18 protein-coding genes are annotated in these 20,142 nt (G+C 69.0%); 8 read left to right on the forward strand and 10 right to left on the reverse strand.

Annotated features, from left to right (window positions below; genetic code table 11):
* Positions 1-212 precede the first annotated feature (212 nt).
* Positions 213-449, reverse strand: a complete 237-nt coding sequence (locus ACO0M4_RS09840) for a hypothetical protein (protein WP_430369412.1) — start codon at positions 447-449, stop codon at positions 213-215.
* 226 nt (positions 450-675) lie between these two features.
* Between ACO0M4_RS09840 and ACO0M4_RS09845 the strand changes: the two genes are divergently transcribed.
* The 8 genes from ACO0M4_RS09845 (at position 676) to ACO0M4_RS09880 (ending at position 7,889) form a co-directional block, all read left to right on the forward strand.
* The gene (locus ACO0M4_RS09845; protein WP_430369413.1) at positions 676-1,257 is read left to right on the forward strand and encodes a hypothetical protein; all 582 of its coding nucleotides are present in this window, start codon (positions 676-678) and stop codon (positions 1,255-1,257) included.
* Between the two features lie 72 nt (positions 1,258-1,329).
* Positions 1,330-1,620 (forward strand): FaeA/PapI family transcriptional regulator, encoded by a 291-nt coding sequence (locus tag ACO0M4_RS09850; protein WP_430369414.1) that lies wholly within the window; start codon positions 1,330-1,332, stop codon positions 1,618-1,620.
* Positions 1,617-2,624 (forward strand): hypothetical protein, encoded by a 1,008-nt coding sequence (locus ACO0M4_RS09855; protein WP_430369415.1) that lies wholly within the window; start codon positions 1,617-1,619, stop codon positions 2,622-2,624. Before ACO0M4_RS09850 ends, ACO0M4_RS09855 begins: the two co-directional genes overlap by 4 nt.
* Positions 2,625-2,642: 18 nt before the next feature.
* The gene (locus tag ACO0M4_RS09860; RefSeq protein ID WP_430369417.1) at positions 2,643-3,443 is read left to right on the forward strand and encodes a hypothetical protein; all 801 of its coding nucleotides are present in this window, start codon (positions 2,643-2,645) and stop codon (positions 3,441-3,443) included.
* Between the two features lie 140 nt (positions 3,444-3,583).
* Positions 3,584-4,564 (forward strand): hypothetical protein, encoded by a 981-nt coding sequence (locus ACO0M4_RS09865; RefSeq protein WP_430369418.1) that lies wholly within the window; start codon positions 3,584-3,586, stop codon positions 4,562-4,564.
* 69 nt (positions 4,565-4,633) lie between these two features.
* Positions 4,634-5,047, forward strand: a complete 414-nt coding sequence (locus tag ACO0M4_RS09870; RefSeq protein ID WP_430369419.1) for a hypothetical protein — start codon at positions 4,634-4,636, stop codon at positions 5,045-5,047.
* Between the two features lie 138 nt (positions 5,048-5,185).
* Positions 5,186-6,796, forward strand: a complete 1,611-nt coding sequence (locus ACO0M4_RS09875) for a hypothetical protein (RefSeq protein WP_430369421.1) — start codon at positions 5,186-5,188, stop codon at positions 6,794-6,796.
* 724 nt (positions 6,797-7,520) lie between these two features.
* The gene (locus tag ACO0M4_RS09880; protein ID WP_430369423.1) at positions 7,521-7,889 is read left to right on the forward strand and encodes a hypothetical protein; all 369 of its coding nucleotides are present in this window, start codon (positions 7,521-7,523) and stop codon (positions 7,887-7,889) included.
* 442 nt (positions 7,890-8,331) lie between these two features.
* On the opposite strand, the gene ACO0M4_RS09885 is transcribed toward ACO0M4_RS09880, so the two are convergent.
* From ACO0M4_RS09885 to ACO0M4_RS09925, 9 genes are all read right to left on the reverse strand, one after another.
* Positions 8,332-9,165 (reverse strand): hypothetical protein, encoded by an 834-nt coding sequence (locus ACO0M4_RS09885; RefSeq protein ID WP_430369425.1) that lies wholly within the window; start codon positions 9,163-9,165, stop codon positions 8,332-8,334.
* A 277-nt stretch (positions 9,166-9,442) separates the two neighbouring features.
* Positions 9,443-9,766, reverse strand: a complete 324-nt coding sequence (locus tag ACO0M4_RS09890) for a hypothetical protein (RefSeq protein ID WP_430369426.1) — start codon at positions 9,764-9,766, stop codon at positions 9,443-9,445.
* 74 nt (positions 9,767-9,840) lie between these two features.
* Positions 9,841-10,251 (reverse strand): hypothetical protein, encoded by a 411-nt coding sequence (locus ACO0M4_RS09895; RefSeq protein ID WP_430369427.1) that lies wholly within the window; start codon positions 10,249-10,251, stop codon positions 9,841-9,843.
* Positions 10,252-10,563: 312 nt separating this feature from the next.
* A complete protein-coding gene (locus tag ACO0M4_RS09900; RefSeq protein WP_430369428.1) occupies positions 10,564-12,048 on the reverse strand; it encodes a hypothetical protein in 1,485 nt (494 codons plus the stop codon).
* Between the two features lie 42 nt (positions 12,049-12,090).
* Positions 12,091-13,293 carry a hypothetical protein gene (locus ACO0M4_RS09905; protein ID WP_430369430.1) on the reverse strand — a complete coding sequence of 401 codons (1,203 nt, stop codon included), beginning with the start codon at positions 13,291-13,293 and terminating at the stop codon, positions 12,091-12,093.
* A gap of 3 nt (positions 13,294-13,296) precedes the next feature.
* The gene (locus ACO0M4_RS09910; protein WP_430369431.1) at positions 13,297-14,268 is read right to left on the reverse strand and encodes a hypothetical protein; all 972 of its coding nucleotides are present in this window, start codon (positions 14,266-14,268) and stop codon (positions 13,297-13,299) included.
* A gap of 79 nt (positions 14,269-14,347) precedes the next feature.
* Complete coding sequence (locus tag ACO0M4_RS09915) at positions 14,348-15,289, reverse strand: hypothetical protein (protein WP_430369432.1); 942 nt, start codon at positions 15,287-15,289, stop codon at positions 14,348-14,350.
* Positions 15,279-19,268, reverse strand: a complete 3,990-nt coding sequence (locus tag ACO0M4_RS09920; protein ID WP_430369433.1) for a hypothetical protein — start codon at positions 19,266-19,268, stop codon at positions 15,279-15,281. Before ACO0M4_RS09920 ends, ACO0M4_RS09915 begins: the two co-directional genes overlap by 11 nt.
* 273 nt (positions 19,269-19,541) lie before the next feature.
* Entirely contained in the window at positions 19,542-20,057 is a 516-nt protein-coding gene (locus ACO0M4_RS09925; protein WP_430369434.1) for a hypothetical protein, read from the reverse strand.
* Positions 20,058-20,142 lie beyond the last annotated feature (85 nt).

Below are 20,142 nucleotides of genomic sequence, written 5' to 3' on the forward strand. Positions count from 1 at the left end.
CGGGTGCGGTCTGCGAGCCCGCGGACTTCAACCGCGGCGCCCCGCCTCGCAAGCGGGGCATGCCGTCATGGCCGGACCGCTCCCGCCGCCGGGCCGGCGCTGCCCTCGTTCCGGATGGGGCGGCACCGGGGCCCGTCTGCCTCCGACGACGTCATCAGGAGCGGGCGAGCCGGGCCGGAAGGTAGGTGCCGCGACGGGCTTATGTCGCCCGGTCAGGTTGTCGTCGTGGCGGCATGGTCGTCGGTCCGCCGCACGGCGATCGACACCATCTCTTCGGCGTCCCCGAACAGCGGGAAGCCGCTGCCCAGGTTCACCCGGACGTCAGTTGCCCCACTGGGCGTCCTCACCTGCTTCAGCGAGTTCACGGCGATCCGGCGATGGCCGAAGAGGAGGGCATCACCGATCTGAAGGTCCTTCATCGGTACCTGCTCCGAGGGGTATTCCAGCACGTGGGGACGGTCGGGAGCCCCACTCGGACCGCGAGCTTTGTGCACGCGGAGACGGAGTGCAACGCGTGCTGTACTATTTGCTGTGGCTGGGAGAGCAACCCAGCCACCTGGGCCTAGGTGTCACAGATTTCGCCGATCGACGTACTACCAGGCGACGCCCGATGCACCCCGCCCAGGACAGACCCGAAAAGCCCTGGGCAGTGCCCTGGGTGAGAAAGGACCCCGCATGTCGCACGACGACGTCGACCAGACGCCGGAGCCCACCCTGTCCCTGGGCGACGCAGCACTGCTCTCGGCCTTCGCCAAGCTGTTCAAGGATCACGTTGTTCCCGCCATCGACGAGAAGATCGCCGCCGTGAAGGGGCCGCTCCTCGCCGCGTACGACAACCCCGAGAGCAGCACCAAGTCCGTTGACGTCAAGGTGAACGGCATCGCGGTCGCCACTCACACTGTGGCGATCTCCAAGGACAAGTACGTCATCGACGACGAGGACGCGTTCAACGCCTACGCGGAGGAGTGCGACGAGGTCGAGGTCATCATCCAGGCCCGGCCCGCATTCCGCGACAAGATGCTCAAGCTCGCGAAGCACGACAAGGCGACCGGCGCCATCGTCGACGAGACCACCGGAGAAGTGATCCCCGGCATCGCCCGCATCCCTGGCGGCAAGCCGACAGGCACCGTGTCCCTGCGCTGGAAGGACAGCGGACAGGACGCCGTCCTGGAGGCGTTTCACAACGGAGAACTCGACGCTCTGCTGCGCGGTGTGCCCATGATCCCCGCCGCGCCTGGCTGCCGCCCTGGGCAGTAGTAGCCCAGCGCGTAGTCGAACGACGGCCCGGCCGCCCGTGCAGTGGCCGGGTCCCTCCCGGAGGATCACCCCTTGTCCAGCAGAACCGTTGACATCGCTCCCGCGCTTGGCGGGGACATTTCCGACCGCGCGTTCCGCCTCTACTGCTACCTCGTGCTCTACAGCCGGGGCTGGGTCAGGGTCCAGGACGCTGCCGACGCGTGCAGCCTGACCAACCATCAGGCCCGCGAACCCCTCTCCGAGCTGCGCGAGGCGGGCATGGTCGAGTCCCAGCGCGTGTACGAGATGGGCGCCCACGGCCGCAAGACGTGGCACACCCACTTCCGGCTGCTTTCCGAGAGGCCGAGCGAGGCAGCCGCATGACCGACCGCAGCGCGGTGCGCCGCAATCGCCGTCACCACTACGTCCAGGTCGAGTCCACGACCGCCCGGGACACCCGCCTGAGCTATCGCGCGCTCGGCGTGCTCACGTACTGCCTCGATCAGTCCGACAGCTGGAACGTCCGTTCGGAACAACTCGCCCGTGGCGAGGGGCGTGAGGGGCGCGACGCTGTGCGTAGGGCCCTCCACGAACTCGCTGCTCACGGCTACTACCGACTGGAGCGACGTCGCTTCCTGGACGGCACGACCGGCATGGGCGCGGCGGTCAGTGAATACCCCGTCGAGCAGTGGGCCCAGGACTACGTCACCTTCGGCAAGAAGCTGGATATCCCCGTCGTGGAGCAGGAGGACGGCAGCTTCCGCGTTCGCTACGCCGACGGCAGCCTCGGCCCCGATGGCTTCGCACCCGGCCCAGCCGCCCCCGCCGCGGCGCCGAACGACGGCGCAGCCGCCGACCCCGAACTGCAGCCGAAGCCGAAGAAGAAGCCGCGCGCCACCCCGCCGGCTGCGGCCCGCGCCGCGGCGAAGAAGGAGAGCGGAGAGCCGACGAACGGCGCCACGGACACGCAGGTACAGCCCGGCGAAGAGAGGGAAGCGGCTAAGGGGAAGACGCCCGCGGAGGAGGTTGCCACCTGGTACTACGACCACGCCACGCAGCACCTCGGCCCGTACGCCGGCAAGAAGAAGTCCGGCTGGTACTTCGCCCTCGTCAAGCTCAGCAAACAGGCCCTGGACGCGCAGTACACACAGAAACAGGTGGCCAAAGCGTTCCAGCGCACGGGCGTCCACTTCCCGACGGCGCATCAGTTCCAACGGGCGCTGAGCGACGAGCGGAACAACCGAACGATGCCCGCCCAGTACGGCGGCCGCCCCGCCCCCTACAGCGATGCCGCGACCTGGGGCGTGACCGACATGGCCACCCCTCCGCCCCAGAGCACCCCCGAAGACCACGACGACGACGCCGAGTTCGGCATCGTCCCCGCCTGACGCCAAGGAGCACGAGCGGTGAGCACTATGGCAGCCCAGCGCTTCATCCCCGAGCGCGAGCCGAAGCGACTGTTTGAGGTCACCGACCGACTGCTTGCGGCCCTGGAACGTGGGGGAGCCGACCTGTCGCAGCTCGGCGTACCTACCCCGTCCGACGAAGGCGATGCCCTCGAACTGTGGGACGACGTGTCCGTACCGCAGGCCAACGCCCGCGCACTCGCATGGAAGAACAGCATGAAAGCCGCTGATCACGACGACTACCTGAAGTGGCGGCTCGCCGACCTCGACGACTACCAGCGGCCCCAGGCGCTCGGCGGCTGGCTCGACTCGCTCGTCGAGGCCAAGAGGAAGAGGGCGCGGCCCGGCACCATGCACTTCATCGTGTCCGGGAACATCGGCTCGGGGAAGACGACCGCGGTCGGCGCGCTCGGGAACGAGGCCGCGGAGCGTGGCCTGCTCGTGCGGTTCGTCCAGCACTCCACGTACCTCACCTGGCGCCGCCCCGACGGCGGCCCTGACGGGCTGAGCCGCTTCGAGATCCGTAAGCGCCACGTCGAGGACCCGGACCTGCTGATCCTCGACGAGCTGTGCGGCGAGATGGACGGCGTGCAGACGGAGTTCGTCCGCCGCGAAACGACCGACCTGGTCGGCTCGCGCCTCGCCTCCGGCCGTCCCACGGTGTTCTCGACCAACCTCAAGCGCGACGGCATCAAGGCCGTCCTTGGGGAACGGCTCCTCTCGCGCATCGAAGACCGGGCCTACCTGGCCAAGGTCGTCGGGCCGGACCGGCGCACGCCTCGCAAGCCGCTCGACTGGTGAACTCAAGCCCCTGAAACGGGGGCGGCGCGGCGGTCAACGATCAGGTGCAGCGAGGCAGACGTAGACGCTATATCGTTTGGGCAACCCGAGGACCGACGAGCATAGGTCCCTCGGGGAGACCCGAACGAAAGAGGCGTGCCATGCCGAAGGTGCCGACCATACGTGCCATCACCCAGGGTGAGCGGGAGCTACGAGATTGGCACCGCAACTTGCGCATCGGAGCCGCAGCCGCAGGCTTCGGGATGATGCTCGCCTCCCTCTACCAACTCCACTGGGCAGGAAGGCTCATAGGCTTCCCTGGTGTCGCTGCCGGCGCCATGGCGGTCGCCCTGGAGCTGCTCCTGGCGTTCAACGCCGGTGCAGTCACCTCGATCCGGCGACGCGGCGCGGACGGCCGCGAGGGCGGCTACTACTGGTCGCTCTGGTTGATCTTCGGATTCCTGCTGTGCATCTCGATCGCTGCGAACGTGGGGCATGCTCTGGTCGCGCTCAGCGAGTGGTTGAGCACGGGCGGCGCTCCGACGGTCATGGCGGACAATCAGGTCTACGTGTACGTGGTCGGCGGCGCGGTTGCGGCGATGGTGCCGCTCGGCGGCAGCTTCGGACTGCACATCTCCGGCTTCGTCCGGGCGCGTGGAGCGGGATCGGACTGGGTCGACGTGGACGGCACAGGGGCGCTGCTTGGTGCTACCGCCCCACTGCCCACTCGCCGGAAGGCAACGGTGACTCCGCGCCCCGCGGCCAAGACTCCTGCACCGAAGCCCAAGGTGCCGGCGCAAGACGTATCAGCGCCGGCCCAGCAGGACGAGGAGCAGCAGCCGGAGGAGCAGGAGGCCGAGATCGCCCCGGAGATCGAACCGGTGACCGTGCTGACCGAGGAGGAGCTGTACGCCATTTACCAGGCGGCCAAGGACGCAGGCGAGGAAGATCGCTTCGGTACGCGCGGGGACCTGAACCCGACGCAGCTTGGCCGCCGACTGGGGCAGAGTCCTCAGAACGGGCGGAAGAACGTCGGTCCGCGCTTCGACGCCCGCTACCGGGCTGAGAAGCAGGAGGAGCGCGGCGACGGCGTCAACCTGGAAGGTCTGGACGCCGGTAGCGATTCCGCTCAGGCATCCTGACGTTCCGCACCTACTTCGCGGCGGGCGCACCGATTCGGGGCGCCCGCCGCTGGCACGATCGGAAGCTTCATGACCCCCGAGACCGTGGCCCGCCTCACGGTCGTTCGCGCGTACCGCGACTTGTCCAACCTAGCCCGGCACGGCGTGGGAAACAGCCTCTCCGGTGCGGGCGCTCGTGAGCGGATTGAGGAGGCGCGGCGGCTGCGGGTGTTGGCCAACGCACTCGTCGACCTGGTGGTGCTCAGCGAAGCACTGGCGGGGACGCCGTGGCAGGTGATCACGCAGGCCCTGAACCGGAGTGACGCTGAGACGGTGCAGGGCGAGTACGCGGAGGCGGTCACCGCGTGGCAGGCCGTGCCGGCGGAGGCGTTCGAGGGGATCGGTGGCGATGCGCGCGACCTTGACACCTGGTACCGGGCGCACCGCGACGACTCCGATCCGGTAGCGCAGAATCCCGCCTCTGACCTGCTCCAAGCGGATTGATTCTCAGCCCCGAACCGCTAAAATGGTACAGCGGACGTCAGGGCGAGAAGGTAGGGCCCTGCACGCCGCAGCATCCGGGAGAGCAACCCGGAAGACTCGACCCGAAGTGAAAGGCCCCGTTCCTTGGCTGGAACCACCGTGCCCCAGCGCACCCGAAAGAGCCGGAAGCCCACCGGCAAGCCGAACCCGCCGATCATCCTGCTGACCGGCCCCGAGAAGTCCGGCAAAAGCTACGAAGCCGCCCGTGGCTCCGGCTCCGACCTCATCGGCACGACGTACTGGATCGAGATTGGCGGCACGGAGGGGACCGCCGACTACTACGGCCGTGTGCCCGGCGCCGACTACGAGATCGTGCAGCACGACGGCTCGTACCAGGACATCCTCGACACGATCCGGTGGGTGAACCACCAGCCCCGCACCGACGGTAAGCCAAACATGCTGGTCATCGACTCCATGACCTCCCTGTGGGACATGCTCAGCGACGAGATCGCCATGTACGCGCGTAACCGTGCCATCCGTAAGGCGCAGCGCAACCGCTCCCGCGTCCCCACCCTTGACGACCCGGTCGTCATCGACTCCGACCTGTGGAACCGGGCCAAAGACCGCTGGGGCGAAATCTTGTGGCTGTTGCGCCGCCACCAGGGCCCGTGCCTGCTGCTCGCCCGCACCGAGATCGTCACCGCCTTCGAAAACGACAAGCCCACCCGCAACACGACGCGGAAGGTGAAGGCGGAGAAGAACCTGCCCGCGGCCGTCGACGCGATCGTGGACCTCCACGCCATCGGCGAAGCCTGGCTCACCGGTGTGCGCAGCCTGCACCTGGAGATCAAGCCCGGCGAGACCCAGCGGTTCCACGACTTCACCGTGGACACCCTGCTGCGCCGCCTCGGCCTCCAAGACGCCGCAGAGTCCCGCTCCACGTACGAACTCCGTCCCGACGCCGATCTGCACGAGCAGAACCAGCAGCCACAGCACTCCGTCCCGCTCCTGCCCGCAGCCCGACAGGCCCATTCCGTCACCGGAGACCAGGCCGCCCAGATGATCCGCGACGCCCTCATGCACCCCACAGACCCGGAGCACGCCCTGCACGAGCTGCGCGAGGAGCACGGCCGCCGCACCCTCACGGCCCTGAAGACGAAGACCGCGTGGGGCGTGATGAGCGCTGACAAACTGATCACCAAGTCGCTCGACCACCTCAAGACCAAAGCCGAGGAAGCGCAGGCAGGCGAGAGCGGCAGCAACCCGTCCGGCGGGGAGCAGACGCAGCCCCATCAGACCAGCGACGAGGAGCAGCATGCTCCGTCGGATGCAACCGAGCCCGAGCCGGATGAGCAGGGCGCTCCGCCGCCCCCGGACCCGGACGCCGAGCCGTCCACGACCGAACGGCCCGAGGACGTCACCGAGGCGGAGCAGCCGCAGGACCTTCCCCGGCCCCGGACCGTCCACGCGAAGCAGGTCAACAGGGTGATGTCGGTGCTGCTCACCGAGGCAGAGATCCAGGCCCGCATCCTGGGCCTGTCCATGCAGGAGCACCTAGAACCGATCTCCGACGCGAACAACGAGGGCACGCCGCCGCCGATGACCAAGCTACGGACGCATGTCCTGGAGAACCGCCCCATGGTGATCGCTCTCTTGGAAGAGCACGGCGAGCGGGACATCGCCAACGCCTACCGCCTCGCAGGCAAGCCGGAGCTGAAGATCGCCGACATGTTCGCGTCCCTCTATACCGACCTCGCCACTGTCGGGTGAGGTGACGTGAGGTGACGCCCGCCGAGCGCGCCCGCACTGCCCTGCCGGGGAGCGAGGCGCGCCCGCCGCATCACGTCACCTGCCGAAGGCGCGCCTACGCGACCCAGCCATCGCCTGGGCGCGCCTTCGCCATGCTCAGCGGGCGCGCGCCCCTGGTCACCACGGCGCGCCACCTGTACCGCACCAGGCGCGCCCGCCGGGCATCACCCGCCGAGCGCATCCGGCGCCCCTGCCCAACCGCGCCCCGCCGGAGCGCGCCAGCACTTCGGTAGCGCGCCACCCGACAGGCGCGTCCCGCGCTCCCAGAAGCGCGCCACCAGGAGGCGCGCCCTCTGGTGACCTGCGGATTTGCGAGGCGCGCCCGAACCGCAGCGCACCTAAGAGGTCGTCTCAATTGGCGGGTCTGCGGCAGCAGATGACGCTATTCGAGTCGGTGCTCCCGGTCGGCCTGTGCTCGGGACCTCCGAGATCTGAGGCTTCTGCTGCATCCCGGCCAACGCTTTCGCCAGCTCCAGACGGGGCCGTTGGGGTGGAGTGTCTGCGCCTGTCGAGGTCAGTCGATGCCTTGGCCTGCTCAGGGTGCAGGGCGGCTCTCGGATGGCCACTCGTCCGCGACGGCTACGGCGCGTCGCTAAGTGACTGCGGCATATTTTGCATTAGCCCTGTTATGACTGTACGAAGTCGCTATATCACGGATTGTACCTGTTCGACCACTGGAGAAGAAATGCACAAGCTTCAGAAGGCTGCCGTCGTGGCCGTCGTCCTCGGCAGCTTCGGCCTCCTCGGCGCTGGTACCGCCAACGCCGGCGGGCGGGGCGGTGACGAGTTCAACGTCAGGCAGGGCTCCCAGTGCCGGTCGCACGACCTGAACGTCGATGTCCTCGGCGAGGTCGGGATCCTCAACGGCGTGCTCGGCAACGCTCTCGGCGGCGAGGGCTCCCCGGGCGCGCAGAGCACCAAGATGGGCTCGTCCATCGGCTGCAACAACAGTGCCGACTTCATGGGAGACAAGGGAGGCGGCGAAGGCAAGGGCGGAAGCTCGGAAGGCAGGGAAGGTAAGGGAGGCAAGGAAGGCGGGGAAGACAGGGGTTGACGCCGGGGCCCAGCGCCCGGGCCGGGACCCTATTGGTCTCATCAGGGCCAGGCCGCGGGATTCCGCTCAACCCGTAGTCGGAACGAAAGGCCGCTGGCCAGGCTTCTCGGGGAAGTCCGGCCAGCGGCCGGAGTTCGGCCCCGGCCAGACTCCCCACAGGACGTCTGCTGTCTCCGGCGCGACGACGCGGCCCCTGCGGCCGCGCTGGTGGCGCACGCGCATGGGTGGGGGCCCCATGGTGCCGTTCCCACGGCACGACAATCGCTGTGGCGCCGGCCTGGCCATCGACTCACCAAATGAGACGACCCCTAAGCACGCGAGGCGCGCCTAGGAGGCGCGGCGCCGGACGCCCAGGGACGTACGCGCCACGGCGGCGAGCGGCGCGGTCGGACATGAAGAAGGGCGCGCCCAACGCGGGCGGGCCCAAGAGGAGGGTGGCGCGTCAGTTCGCCGGCCTGCTCTGCCCCCGACGCGCGGCGCGCCTCTCTCTGCGCACCTCGTCGCGCGCCGCCTGCGCATCCGCGCGCACCGCGCTGCGTAGTCGGGAGAACTCCTCGGGATACTTCTCGGCGAGTAGCCGCATCGCCTGGAGACGGAAATTCGGCGCGGCCGGCATCCGGCCCCACCGAGCCGTCGAATAGTTCAGCGTGTACTGCAGGAATCTCAGCTCGGCCTCCAGCCGTGACCGGAGCTGAGAGACGCGCGCGTCGTGCGCCGTACGCGATTCGCCCTCGACCGCGGGCAGGAACTTCTCCGGGGCACGCATCATCTGGATAGCCAGAGCCTGTGTGCGTGGCGCCACCTCGGGTGAGCGGAAGGCGAGCCCCTGGACAGCGTCGCGACCCGACCGCGCGTGGCCGGCGACCTGTCGGACGAAGGCCGACCACTCTTCGCTGAACGCCTCGTCGTCGAGCTGCACCAGGTACTCGGCCTCGTCGAACGCGAGGTCTTCGACCGCGGCCACGACGGGCTGTCGGGCTTCCTGGAGCTGGGCACGGAAGGCGGTGATCCGGGCCTGGTAATCGCGCTTGGATTCGCCGTCATGCCGGACCACGACAGACTTGAACTCGCGGGCTGCCCGATCGGCCGCGGTAAGCGTCCGGCTGGCCAGATCCCGTGAGCGGAACGCAGCCGCCTGGACCTCCCTGGGGACTCTCCGGTCAGTGCTGCCTTGTACGAAAACGGTCCACGCCTCGAAGAACGCCAGATGCGACATCTCCATCAGGCGCTTGACCTCTGCCGTGACCTTCTCGGCAGGTGGCTGCGCGTCGGCCATTCCCGCGGCTCCTCCTGGTGCGTAGTAGGCGATGGCCGCCTCGCAACCGAACCCACTCCGTGTGCCGGGTCATCGCAGGAGCAACCACTCTCCGGCCCTGGGCGCTCTGCACGCGCGCAGTGGTCTCAAGCAGTACCGCCGGCCGACCCAGGCCGAAAGGGAATCCCCAAAGAACCCGGAACCAGCGGTTGCTCTCAACGCAGTGAGTTCGGCGGCGAGGCGGCCACCTTCGTGCGGATGATACCCGCCGGCACGCGGCGGCCATCAATCCACGGCGCTATCCGGTCGCTTCTCCGGGCTTCGGACTGGTCACCGACTCGATCGCCGGGGCGACCTTGCTCGGCTTCCAGATCAGGTCGTACGTCGCCTGCGAAGCAGCGAGGACGGCAGCGATCGTGGCGAAGGTGAGGGTGCCGTGCTGGAACTGCTCCCAGCCGCCGTCCACCGCGACGGTGGCTACGCCCGCGACCAGGGCGATGACGACGGCCACCACCTTCTTCACCTCCGCCGACCAGGCCGGGCGCTGCACGATCGCGGTGAGCAGCGGGAGGAGGGCGCCGACCTGGGCGCCGTTGGTGATCGAGTCCAGAGTGGACGACATAGGGGTTTGCCCTTCTGCTGGGGGGACTGAGGGCAGAGCGTGTAGGTCCCGCCGGTCTTACGTCGCGTGCTGGGCTACGCGGTGTCGCGCTGACCAAGGTCGGCGGCGATCTCTTCGGGGGGTTCGGGCGCCGGCTGGTGGAGCACATCGCGGACGAGACCGAGCAGGTCCTGGATGTAGTCGACGGCCGCGGCCTTCCAGCGCCGCCACTGCCGCTGTTCTTCTTGCAGGCGCTCGACGCGGTGTTCGAGATCGCTGTACTTGGCCTCCAGCGACGCCATGCGCTCCAAGGTCTGGGCCGCCGATGAGCGCTGTTGCTCCAAGAGGGAGGTGAACCCGTCGGTGACAGTCTTCACCGCTGCCACCTGGGCGTCGCTGTCTGTCTTGCGTCGGCCTTGCCGGTACACCAGCCACGCGCCGCCCAGTGCGCCGATCATCCCGAACAGGGGCGCGAGCACGGGGGCCAGAGAGACGAGCCCATCCACTGGCACTCCCTCGTCGTCGGGTCATCGGTGCACGGGAGCCGGGACCCAGCGAAGGGACCGCGGCTCCCCGCACGCCGTACAGTGCAGGGCCGCGCCGTTTGTGTCCTGCTCTGCTATGCCGCCGGTTCGACTTCGGAGAGGTCGGTGATGGTGTCACCGCACCGACCGCAGACCGCGACGTATTTCGGATCCCCAGCATTCTCGTACAGCTCGACTTCGAAGGGCTGGTCCTTGGCAGGGCAGTCCGTTGTGCGGCACCGCGCGACGCGGTGGACCGACGGTGGGGTCAGCTCTATGCCCTCGGCTCCCATGTCAGCTCCCGATGATCATCCAGTGAACGGTGGTACGGACGAGGTCTTTGCGGGTCAGCCAGACCGTCATGCCGGTGTTGGTGACGTCCGTTGCCGCGCACCCGAGCAGCCCGGTCCCCGGCACGGAGCTCATCGGGCTCACCCACGCGCGGACCGTCGTTCCGGCCACGTTCAGACCGGTGATGGTCGCCGACTGAGGAGTGCTGGCGGCGGAAGGGGTAATCGCGATGGTGCCGGTGACGATGTTCCCCGAGCTGATCATGCCGTTGACGACCAGGTCCGCCCGGGTGTCCAGGGTGTCCGAGGCCAGCTCGGCTCTCGGCCGTCGCCCGCTGATGCCGGCCGTGAGGAGCAGCCGGGCCTGGCCGTAGTCCTCGGTGTTGCCGGAGCTGAGGGTCAGGGCGCTTACAGTGCCCCCGGCCAACATGTGGTCGGCGCCGGGCACCCCGCGGTAGGCAGTGCCCTCCTTGCCGAACTGGACGTAGCCGCGGCTCAGCATGGCGTAGTAGCGGCCCAGACCGGATGTGTTGTACGCGACGAACCCGACGTCGGTATGGGCGTCCTGGAGCTTTGCTTCAGCCGCCAACGCGCCCGCCCCGTCGAACAGTCGCATAGCGGTGTCCAGCACGATGCGGGCCCCGGAGGTGCCCGTCTGCACGGTGGACCCCGTGATGGTCTTCCCGTTCAGGGCGGTGGCCGCGATGAGGTCCGCGGTGATGGTGCCCGCCTTGATGCGGGTGGCATCGAGGGTGCCCGCCTTCAGGTGCGTGCCCTCCAGCGTCTCGGCACGGACCTCACGGCCGGTGATGGCGCCGGCATCGACCTTGCCGGCGACGACCGCGTTGGCGGCGAGCAGGTCGGTACCGATGGTCTGCCGGACCAGCTTCGAGCCCGGCACGCTTTCGTCCTTGAGCCACTGAGCCAGGTCCACGAGCGCGGAGAGGTCCGGTCCCTCGACCTGCCGCGGTGTTCCTGCGGCGGCCGCCGATGGCGGCCCGGCGACCTGCGCCGTGTTCAGCGCCCGGAGCCGGACCCACGCGGTGGTGTAGTCGCCGGTGGCTACGGTGATCGTTCCGCCCGCCGCCGCGGTGATCGTGCTGACCAACGTGGTTGCCGCCGGCTCGAAGTCCGCGGCCGGCCCGAGGTGAACCTCGATGAGGGACCAGTCGGAGGGGGTGTCGTACGAGTCCTCCCACTGCCCGTCCCAGCCCACGATCAGGCCCGCGAGTACCGGCTCCACCGCGGGGGTGGTGGGCGTCGGTGGCGGGGTGGTGTTGTGCGGGACCAGCGCGACGCCGCCGTCCGGCTGGACGCCCAGCTGGCCCCGCAGTTGCCCGTCGGTGTCGTAGATGTCGATCGAGCCGCCCTCGATGCTGGTGTAGGCGGCCTGGGTGCTCCGCTCCAGGGCCTGGAGGCGACGATCGAGATCGGCCAGCACCTGGGCCAGGCGCCGGGCCTCGACCTGGGCGTCGAGTGCGTTGCTCATGGCCCCGGATGCTGCGGGGGCCGGCCGGTTTGCGTCGCGCGCTCAGTAGTGGAAGCTGTCCGAACGCTTCAGGGCCAGGGTGCACAGACCGTCCGCGCTGATCTCGTCGCCGACGATCCGATGCCAGACGTCCACGTCTCCGACCCACGGCAGGTGTGCCTGAATACGGACGTCGTCGCCCAACTGCCAGGCGCCGAACGGCGCGTTGGGATGGTCCCGGACCTGGATCGCGGGGATCTGCAGGGCCTGAGTGCGGCCGGCGAGCTCCCGCTCCCCTCGGGTGCGCAGCGCCTTGTCGGAGGAGAGGGTCTTGTCAGCGACGGTGGCGACGCGCCGCAGGCGCCCGTCGTACCGGTGGACCTGGGCCCGCGCCATTTTCTGGCCCTCGCCTTTGCCCAAGACCACGACCTCGTTGGCGTATTCGTCGCCCATCGCTTCTGCCTTCGCGCGGGCCACGATGTTCTCGCCCTCGACGAAGCGCAGGTCGTCACGGCGACGGCCCAGGCGGGGGCGGCCCAGCCGGATACGGTGCTCGATCGCTGTGGAGTCCGGGCCGCCCGCCCAGGCGTGCGTCTCCAGCCAGTCGAACGGCGCGGTGCGGGCCAGGTTATCCAGTGCGGTGCCGCAGTCGGGGTTGTCCCACCACAGCAGCCGCCAGGGGTCCGAGCCGTCGGTGGCCCCCAGCTTCTCGCCGAGCTGGTGGGCGTCCAGCACGATGCCGATGTCGCCGTAGGGGCGGGACTGCACGTGGGCCCAGATCCACCGGAAGATGTCGTAGGTGTCGAACCGCGGGCCGGCGATCGGCTTCGGCGGCGGCGGGGTTGGCGTTTTGCCCTTCTCGCCGTCGATCCAGCCGTCGTGGTTTCGGTCCCTGCCCGCGTTGGGATCGGGCAGGCGCAGGAGTTCCCCGGAGCGCAGGATGCCTTCGAACGGGAGCCCGTGCGGGTAGCTGCTGAGCCCCTCAGCGATGATGGTCGCCTTCGGCCCCTCGTAGGTGGTGCGGGTGATGATGCCGCCCCAGCGGAGCATGCCGTCCACCTCCAGGTACAGCTTGGTTCCCCACTCCTGCAGGATCGGGTGCCCGTCCGTGCCGATCAGCCGGGAGTATTCGGGCTCGACGGTGGCAGTCAGGGACCCCGGCCCGGACAGATCCCGTTTCGGGTTGGAGGTCAGGGTGAGCGGTACGTCCCAGTCCAGGATCGTCTCCGGCAGAGCGCGTTGAGCGATGAATCGCCAGCTCTTCATCGCTCACACCTCGCTGGAGTCCGGCGACTCGACGAACTCGACGTCGCAGACGATGGAGGTGGCTGCGTCGACGCCCACGTCGCCGGCCTCGGCCTTGGAGATCAGCGTCTGGAGGTACAGGGACTGCGTGGTGCCGCGGATGGCCGCCGGCAGATACATGTTGTCGGCGATCACGACGGTGTTGCGTCGGGTGCCGCTGCCCTGGTCGTCGTCAATCACGGTGTCCTGGCCCTTGACGCCCGCGAAGACGTGCTGCATGTCGGCGAAGACGTTGGCGAAGGACAGGCGCAGCCCAGCGATGGTCGTCACGATCTTCGCCCTGGTGGCCCATTCGGGGACCGCGATGTCCCACCGGGCTTCCATCGGCCACCGCTTCCAGGTGTTGTCGGAGTACACGAGCCGGCTCAGGGTCGACGGGAATGTGGTGTGCAGCCGGCGGTCTCGGCGCGGCCGCACCATCGACCGCAGGTCCGTGATCATCGCCTGCGTGATGCTGCTGGTGTTCGGCGGCAGGTCGATCCGGGCCAGGGTGATCGCGGAGTCCCCGGAGCGCACCTGCCGCACGTTCGTCGTCGTCTTCGGCACCCCGGACACGACCCGGGTGTAGATGTACGGCCCGACCTTCGGGTCCGTCGGTTGCGGCCATGACTCGCCGTAGCTGTAGGGGTTCTCCACCCGCGCCACGATCAGGTCGCTGCGGGCGCTCGGCCCGGTGGCTGCGATCGGCACCTGCTCGCCCGCGATCAGCCGGCCGGCGTATGCCTGGTAGGGCGCCCCGGCGGCGCGGTTGATGACGGCGCAGGCCCCCGTGGTGACCTGGACGGCCGAGCCGGGCGCCGGCAGCGCCTGCACCTGGAGGTCCCCGACGCCCACCACTCCCTCCGCGCCGCCGAACGCGGCGTAGGCCAGGAGCCGGGCCACTTCGCTGGAGTGCTCAGCCCCGCCTTCCACGAACCAGGGCACGTTGTCCCACATCAGTCCTCCACCTCCACTGGTCGAACGCATCGGTGCGGAGCGTGGTCCAGGCCGGCCCCTTGTGTCTGCCGCCGCGGCGTCAGAGGTAGGAGTAGGCGTCGCGCCAGGCCACCGTGGCGTACGACCTGCCCGTCGCGTCTGTGCCGCGCAGCACGATGTCCTGGCGGGCGCCGGCCGGCAGACGCATGTCCCGCATCAGCGGCGTGGAACGCGTCAGGTAGCCGGCGACGTTGGCGGTCCCGTTGCGCAGCACCGTCATGGCCCAGGGCCGCGGGTCGATGGTGACCCGCTCACCGTCTCGGAGCGTCATGTCCAGCGCCACCGTCCACCGGCCGACCAGGTCGATCGCAGGCTTGGTGATCGGCCCGTAGATCGTCATGACCGGCCACGTGGCCCGGTCCCCGCCGATGTAGACCTCGCCGGGCACCCGCGTGGCGCCTTCGCCCACCATCGTCAGCGGCGTCGTCAGCGGGCCGACCAGCCCGTAGTGCGGCGGCGGTTGCAACCCGACCCGGACCGACTGCTCGACGTCGTCGTAGGCGCTGGTGTCCACCGCGGTAAAGGTGGCGACGACCGGGGTGTAGCCCTGGCGGGTCAGCCGGCTGCCCGAAGCAGCCAGCTTGCGGGGCCGGCCGTACAGGCGCCGGGCCCGGGCGCCCTGGACGGTGCGCAGCACGGCCGGCTGCCCGAAGCGTAGGCGAACCGCTTCGGCATCCCAGACCCCGGCGAGCCGCGAGAGGGCCGCGAGGTTCGCACCATGCCGGCCCAGTTGGTCAACGGCGGCGTCCACGCTGTCGACGCCCAGCTCGAACGTGACGGTGGACTGCCCCCTGAAGTCCTGGCCCAGCCGCACCCCGTCCTGCCCCGGCAGCCGCACATCGCCGGTATCAGCCGCGTCCGAGGTGATCTCGTACGGCTCGATCAGGTAGATGCCCGACCGCATCGAGCCGAAGGTGAGGTCCGCGCCCGGATGCACCCCGTACGCCGGGTAGCTCACGTTCCATTCGCCCTCATGCAACATGCGCTCCTCCCTGGCGGATCCTGCGCAGTTCGAACATCGCGTCGGCCAGCGCGTCGCCCGGCGACACCGCAGCGCGGGTCATCGTCAGGTGCAGGTCTCCGCCGATCAGCGCCGGGCTGACGGCGGGGGCATCGGAACGGGAGCTGCTGGAGGGCGCGGACTGGCCGGCCTGGTGGAGAGCCTGCGGCCCGGTGACGGAGTTCCACAGCAGGGTGCCGCCGAACCGCCGCGTGACCTCTTCCAAGATGGCCTTCGAGCGGCGCCGCTTGGCCGCGGCGAGCGGGATGTACGCCTCCCCACCTGTCTCCGGCTCGGCCCACAGCCTCCACTCGCCGGCCCGCGCGATCTGCGCGATGTGCCGCTCCGCGCCGGCGGCGAACCGCGCGAGGCGCCCGCCAGCCCGATGGATCCCGCCCTGGGCGTACTGCACGATGCCGCCGTCCGCCTTGGTGTCCACGTACGGCTTCCCGATCGGCGTGTACTTGATGAAGACCTCCACGGTCTTCCCCGTCAGCGCGTTGATGCGGGACTGGATCGCATGCACCTGGCTCAGTGGCGTTCCCGTCGGCGCCGTGATCTCGACCTTCTTGCCCTTCAGGCTCGTGATCTTGAAGCCGAGGGACTTCAGCTCCTGCTGCGCGAGTTCGGTCGGCGCCTCCATCACCAACTTCTTGCCGGTCATCTGCCCGATGTAGTTCCGGACGTACTCCAGATCCCCGGTCGCCTGCTTGACGATCGCCTGCACAGTGACCTTCTTGCTGCCCGGCGTCGCCGCGATGTCCGCGGCCAGGGCCTGAAGCTGCGCACGGGCCGTGCTGGTCGGCGCCGACACGGCCACCTGCTTCCCGCCCGGGAGGGCCTGCACCTCGAAGCCGAGCGCTCGCAGGGACGCTGTCGCGCCGGCCGTCGGCGCGCTGATGGTGATGGTCTTTGTCTTCTGACCATCGAGGTTGGCCAGTTGCGAGCTGAGTCCGATGATCTCGGCCTGAGCCTGGGTGATGCCCTGGGCCTGGAGCACCATCGTGAGGTTCTGCGGCACCAGGCCCATCTGCGTGGCGAGCGCGGCCGCCTGGTCCTTGTTCAGGCCCATGGCCATCGCCATGTTGACCGCGGAAGCGCGGGCGTTCTCCATCGCCGCCTGCCCCTTCGCCAAGGCCGCGGGCAGCCCCTCACCCTGGGCGCGAGCCAAGTCGAACGCCTTCGTCGCCGTGTCTGCGGCGTCATCCTTCAGCTTGAACAGGGTCTCTTGGAGCTTCTGGCCGTTGCGGGTCGTCGTCTGGAGGGACCCGTCAATGCTGCTGAGGAGGTCCGTCGCACCCCACCCGTCGTTCTTCTCGAACCCGGCCTTGATGCTGTCCTTGACGTCCAGCAGAGTCGCGTTGAGCCGGGCCTGAGCCTCCTGCGCGGAGCGACTGCCGCCGGTGAGACCGTCGAGCGCGTCCTTGAGGGACTGGACCCGGGAGTCCGCATCCGACGTGCTCTTCGACATCTCGTTGATCGCGGCCGTCAGCTTCGCGTACGCACTACGGCCCCGCGTGCCGGCACTCTCCATCGCCTCCGCGTTCTCACGGTTGACGCCCTGCGCCTCCTTCAACAACCCCTTCTGGCTCTCCAAATCGCGGGCGAACGCCTCCAGCGCCTTCTGCCGATCAGACACGACGATCTGCCCCCAACCGTTGCGCGCCAACGGCTCGTCCTTCGCCAGGGCCCGCATCTTCTGCTGCAGCGCTTCGATGCTGCCGCCCTGCTCCAACGTCGCGTCGGTGAGCGACTTCAGGCTGACCCCGGCCCGCTTGGCGCTCTCAGCCAGCCCGTTGTCCCGCAGCATCTTGATCGTCGTAGCCCGCACGTTGGCGTCGATCGAGCCCGCGGACTCCTTGAGCGCGTCCGCCAACGTCTGGACGTTCTCCTTGTGACGAGCGGCCGCTTCGGCGGCGTCGCGCTGCTTGTTGGCGAACAGGGCCAGAGCAGCACCAGCGACGGTGACCGCGATGCCCAGCGGCCCGCCCATGAAGCCGACCAACCCGCCAAGGACACCGCGTAGCCCGCGGCCGCCGGCGCCAGCAGCGGCGCTGACGCCCCGCATCGCGCCCGAGACGCCATCGGCGTCCTGGACCGCAGCCCGGTAGGCCAGGCCCATCCGCTGCCACGTGCTGATCTGCGGGCCGATCGCCCCGGACACCCCAACGGAAGCGGTGCCGACCGACCGAATCGCCGTGCCGAGCCCGCCGAGTATCCCGGTGACGCTCCGGGCCACCTTCAGCGCCAGCATCGACGCGAGCAGCACCGCCACGGCCGTTGACAAGCCCGGCACCACCCGCAGCAGCTCACCGACCACGTTCACCAGCCCGGAGAAGGCCAAGCCGACCGCGGCCAAGCCACTTGCGGCGCCGGAGAGCTGCTGAATGACCCGAGCAATCCCGGAGAACAGCGAGATGACCAACGGTCCGATCTGCCGGCCGAGCGTGTCCAAGAACCCACCGAGGGCGGGCACCAGCTCGGTCCGGATCTGCGCCACCAGTGTGGCGAGCCCCGGGTCACGGGCGATCTTCGCCATCCCGCGGCCGAGATCGCCCACCAGTCCCACCAGCTCACGGAAGCCCGGCTTCGCCTGCTCGAAGAACGACGCCATGCTCTTCTGCCCGGACGCACTGTTCGCCCACACGTTGAAGCGCGCGAGCTGCGTCTCCATGCCTCCCAGCAAGCTCTCGCCGGCAGCCGTCGATGCCCGCCCCATCCCCATCAGACCCCCGGTCAGGTCGCGGGTCATCCGGCCCAGTTGCGCCGCCTTGTCACCGGCCCGTTCCAGGAACCGGGCCAACGTGCCCGTCTCCCGGCCCACCGAGACGACGGCGCGCAACCACGCGGTGGTGTGCGCGGTTGCCCGAGCGATCCGCTCGGTGAACGGCCCGGCCGCGACGAGGAAATCGACCGTGGCGTGACCGAGATCGCCGATCGCGTTGACGAGGCTGGTGATGACCCGGCTGCTCGCCCCAGCGATCTGCCGGAAGTCCGAGCGAAATGGCCCAGAGCGCATGAACTGGCTGGCCCGTTGCACCAGTCCACCGATCTGATCGGCAGCATCGCCCAGGGACCGGGACAGCATCGGCAACACGGCGCTGGACAGCGGCCGGACCTCATCCGCGAGTTGCCGAAACAGCCTCTCCTGGACGTTGACCCGCAGCTCGCGCCACTTCCCACGAACGCCAGCGACCGCCACGACCGTCTTACCGGCTGAAGCCGACAGGTTGTCCATCGCCGCAGCGAGCTTCTGCTGCTCCCCCTCCGTCAGCTTGGTCCCGTTGGCGAGCTGTTGCTGCGCGGAGAGGGTCTGCTTCAACGCTTCCCCGAACCCCGAGAAGGCGACCCGGGCGCCCATCGCCGCGGTGCCGGCACCGGCGATCAGACCAGGGATCGCGCCGAGCACGCCAACAGCAGGTGCGGCTGCCGATACGATCGACGTCAACCCTGCACCGAGCTGCGTCAACGCCGAGCCGATCGGCTGAGCGAGGGAGATCAGCGCCCCCATAGCCATGGTCCGCAGCGAACCACGCCGTCGGTGAGGCATCTGGAATTGGACCGGAACGCCGATCGGCGTCCGATCGGCCTCGGCCTGGGCGCTGCTGATCAGACCGCGTAGTCGGGACAGCAGACCGCCGCCACGGCGCTGGGATTCACCGTCCGGGCTCACCGGAATGCGCATCTCGGTGCCGGAGATGCGGTGCGCGATCGACTCCAGCTCGGTGCGCAGGCGGGAGTCGTCCACCTTGACCTTGATCTTGGCGCTCACACCGGCTGAAGCCTCTTCAACGGCGGCTTCGACCTTCTCGCGCAGACCCGTCTCGTCGACCTTTAGCTTGATCTTGGCCGAGACCCCTGCGGCCGCTTCCTCCACGCGAGTTCGCAGTTCCCGAGCGAAGCCGGCAAGGTCGGCGACGACCGGCACTTCGAGCCGGCCGGCCTGCATTCCCTCAGCCACGAACCATCCCTCTTCTCATCGCGGCCGCGAGCATCTGCCGATGTCCCGCCGTGGGCGACGCCGACGACTCCTGAGTGCCTTGCCGCGACTCGGGAGCCGAGTCGAACGGCCGCGGGATGGACCGCGGGGACTCGCGCCGTCGATCAGCGGCCAAGATGCTGATCTCCTCGACGACTTGGGCCAGCAGCTCGGTGTGGGTCGTCCAACCCTTCACAGCGCTGGATTTGACCTTGGACTCCTCCGGAAGCCCATCGACCAAAACGATCAATCGCCTTACACCGATGAAGCCGCGTTCGCCGGGCTCACGCCAGATGCCTCGGGCGTCGAGTCGGTGGTACCGGCTGAGGTCGAACTCGACGTCTCCCCACCGTTCTCGGAGGAGCTGCCCAAGCCAAGCAGTTTTCCCAGGTCGACGCCGTACACCCGCGCGAGCCCGGTGGTGAGACGCACGTAGTCCGGAAACGAGGGGTTCAGCGCCTCCAGCCGTTCGTACTCGTCGTCGCCGAGCAGGAGGCGGTGGATCGCGTAGACAGCGTTGATGAACCGGCGCGGCAGGTGCGGACGCTTGAAGATGAGCTCGACGATGGTGGCGGTGGTCGGATTCTCGGTCGCCTCCAAGACATCACGGAGCAGGCCGAGCAGGTCGAGGTCGTCCGAGAGCAGGGGATCCAGGGCCTTGGCCGGCAGTTCTGCGGGGAAGAGGAACTGCTCGCCGCGGAGCCTGACGGGGATTCCGTCCGGGTACTGGACCTCGCGGCGCTGTGCGTCGAGGTCAAGGGCGTAGGTCATCGTCGTTCCTTCCGGTGGTGTGAGCTCCGCCGGAAGGTAGGGAGCCGAGACGGCTTACGTCGCGCGCTCCTGGTGTTGACAAATG

Origin of the sequence: Streptomyces sp. RGM 3693, assembly GCF_050471125.1 — a bacterium.
In the GTDB taxonomy this organism is placed as follows: Bacteria; Actinomycetota; Actinomycetes; order Streptomycetales; family Streptomycetaceae; genus Streptomyces.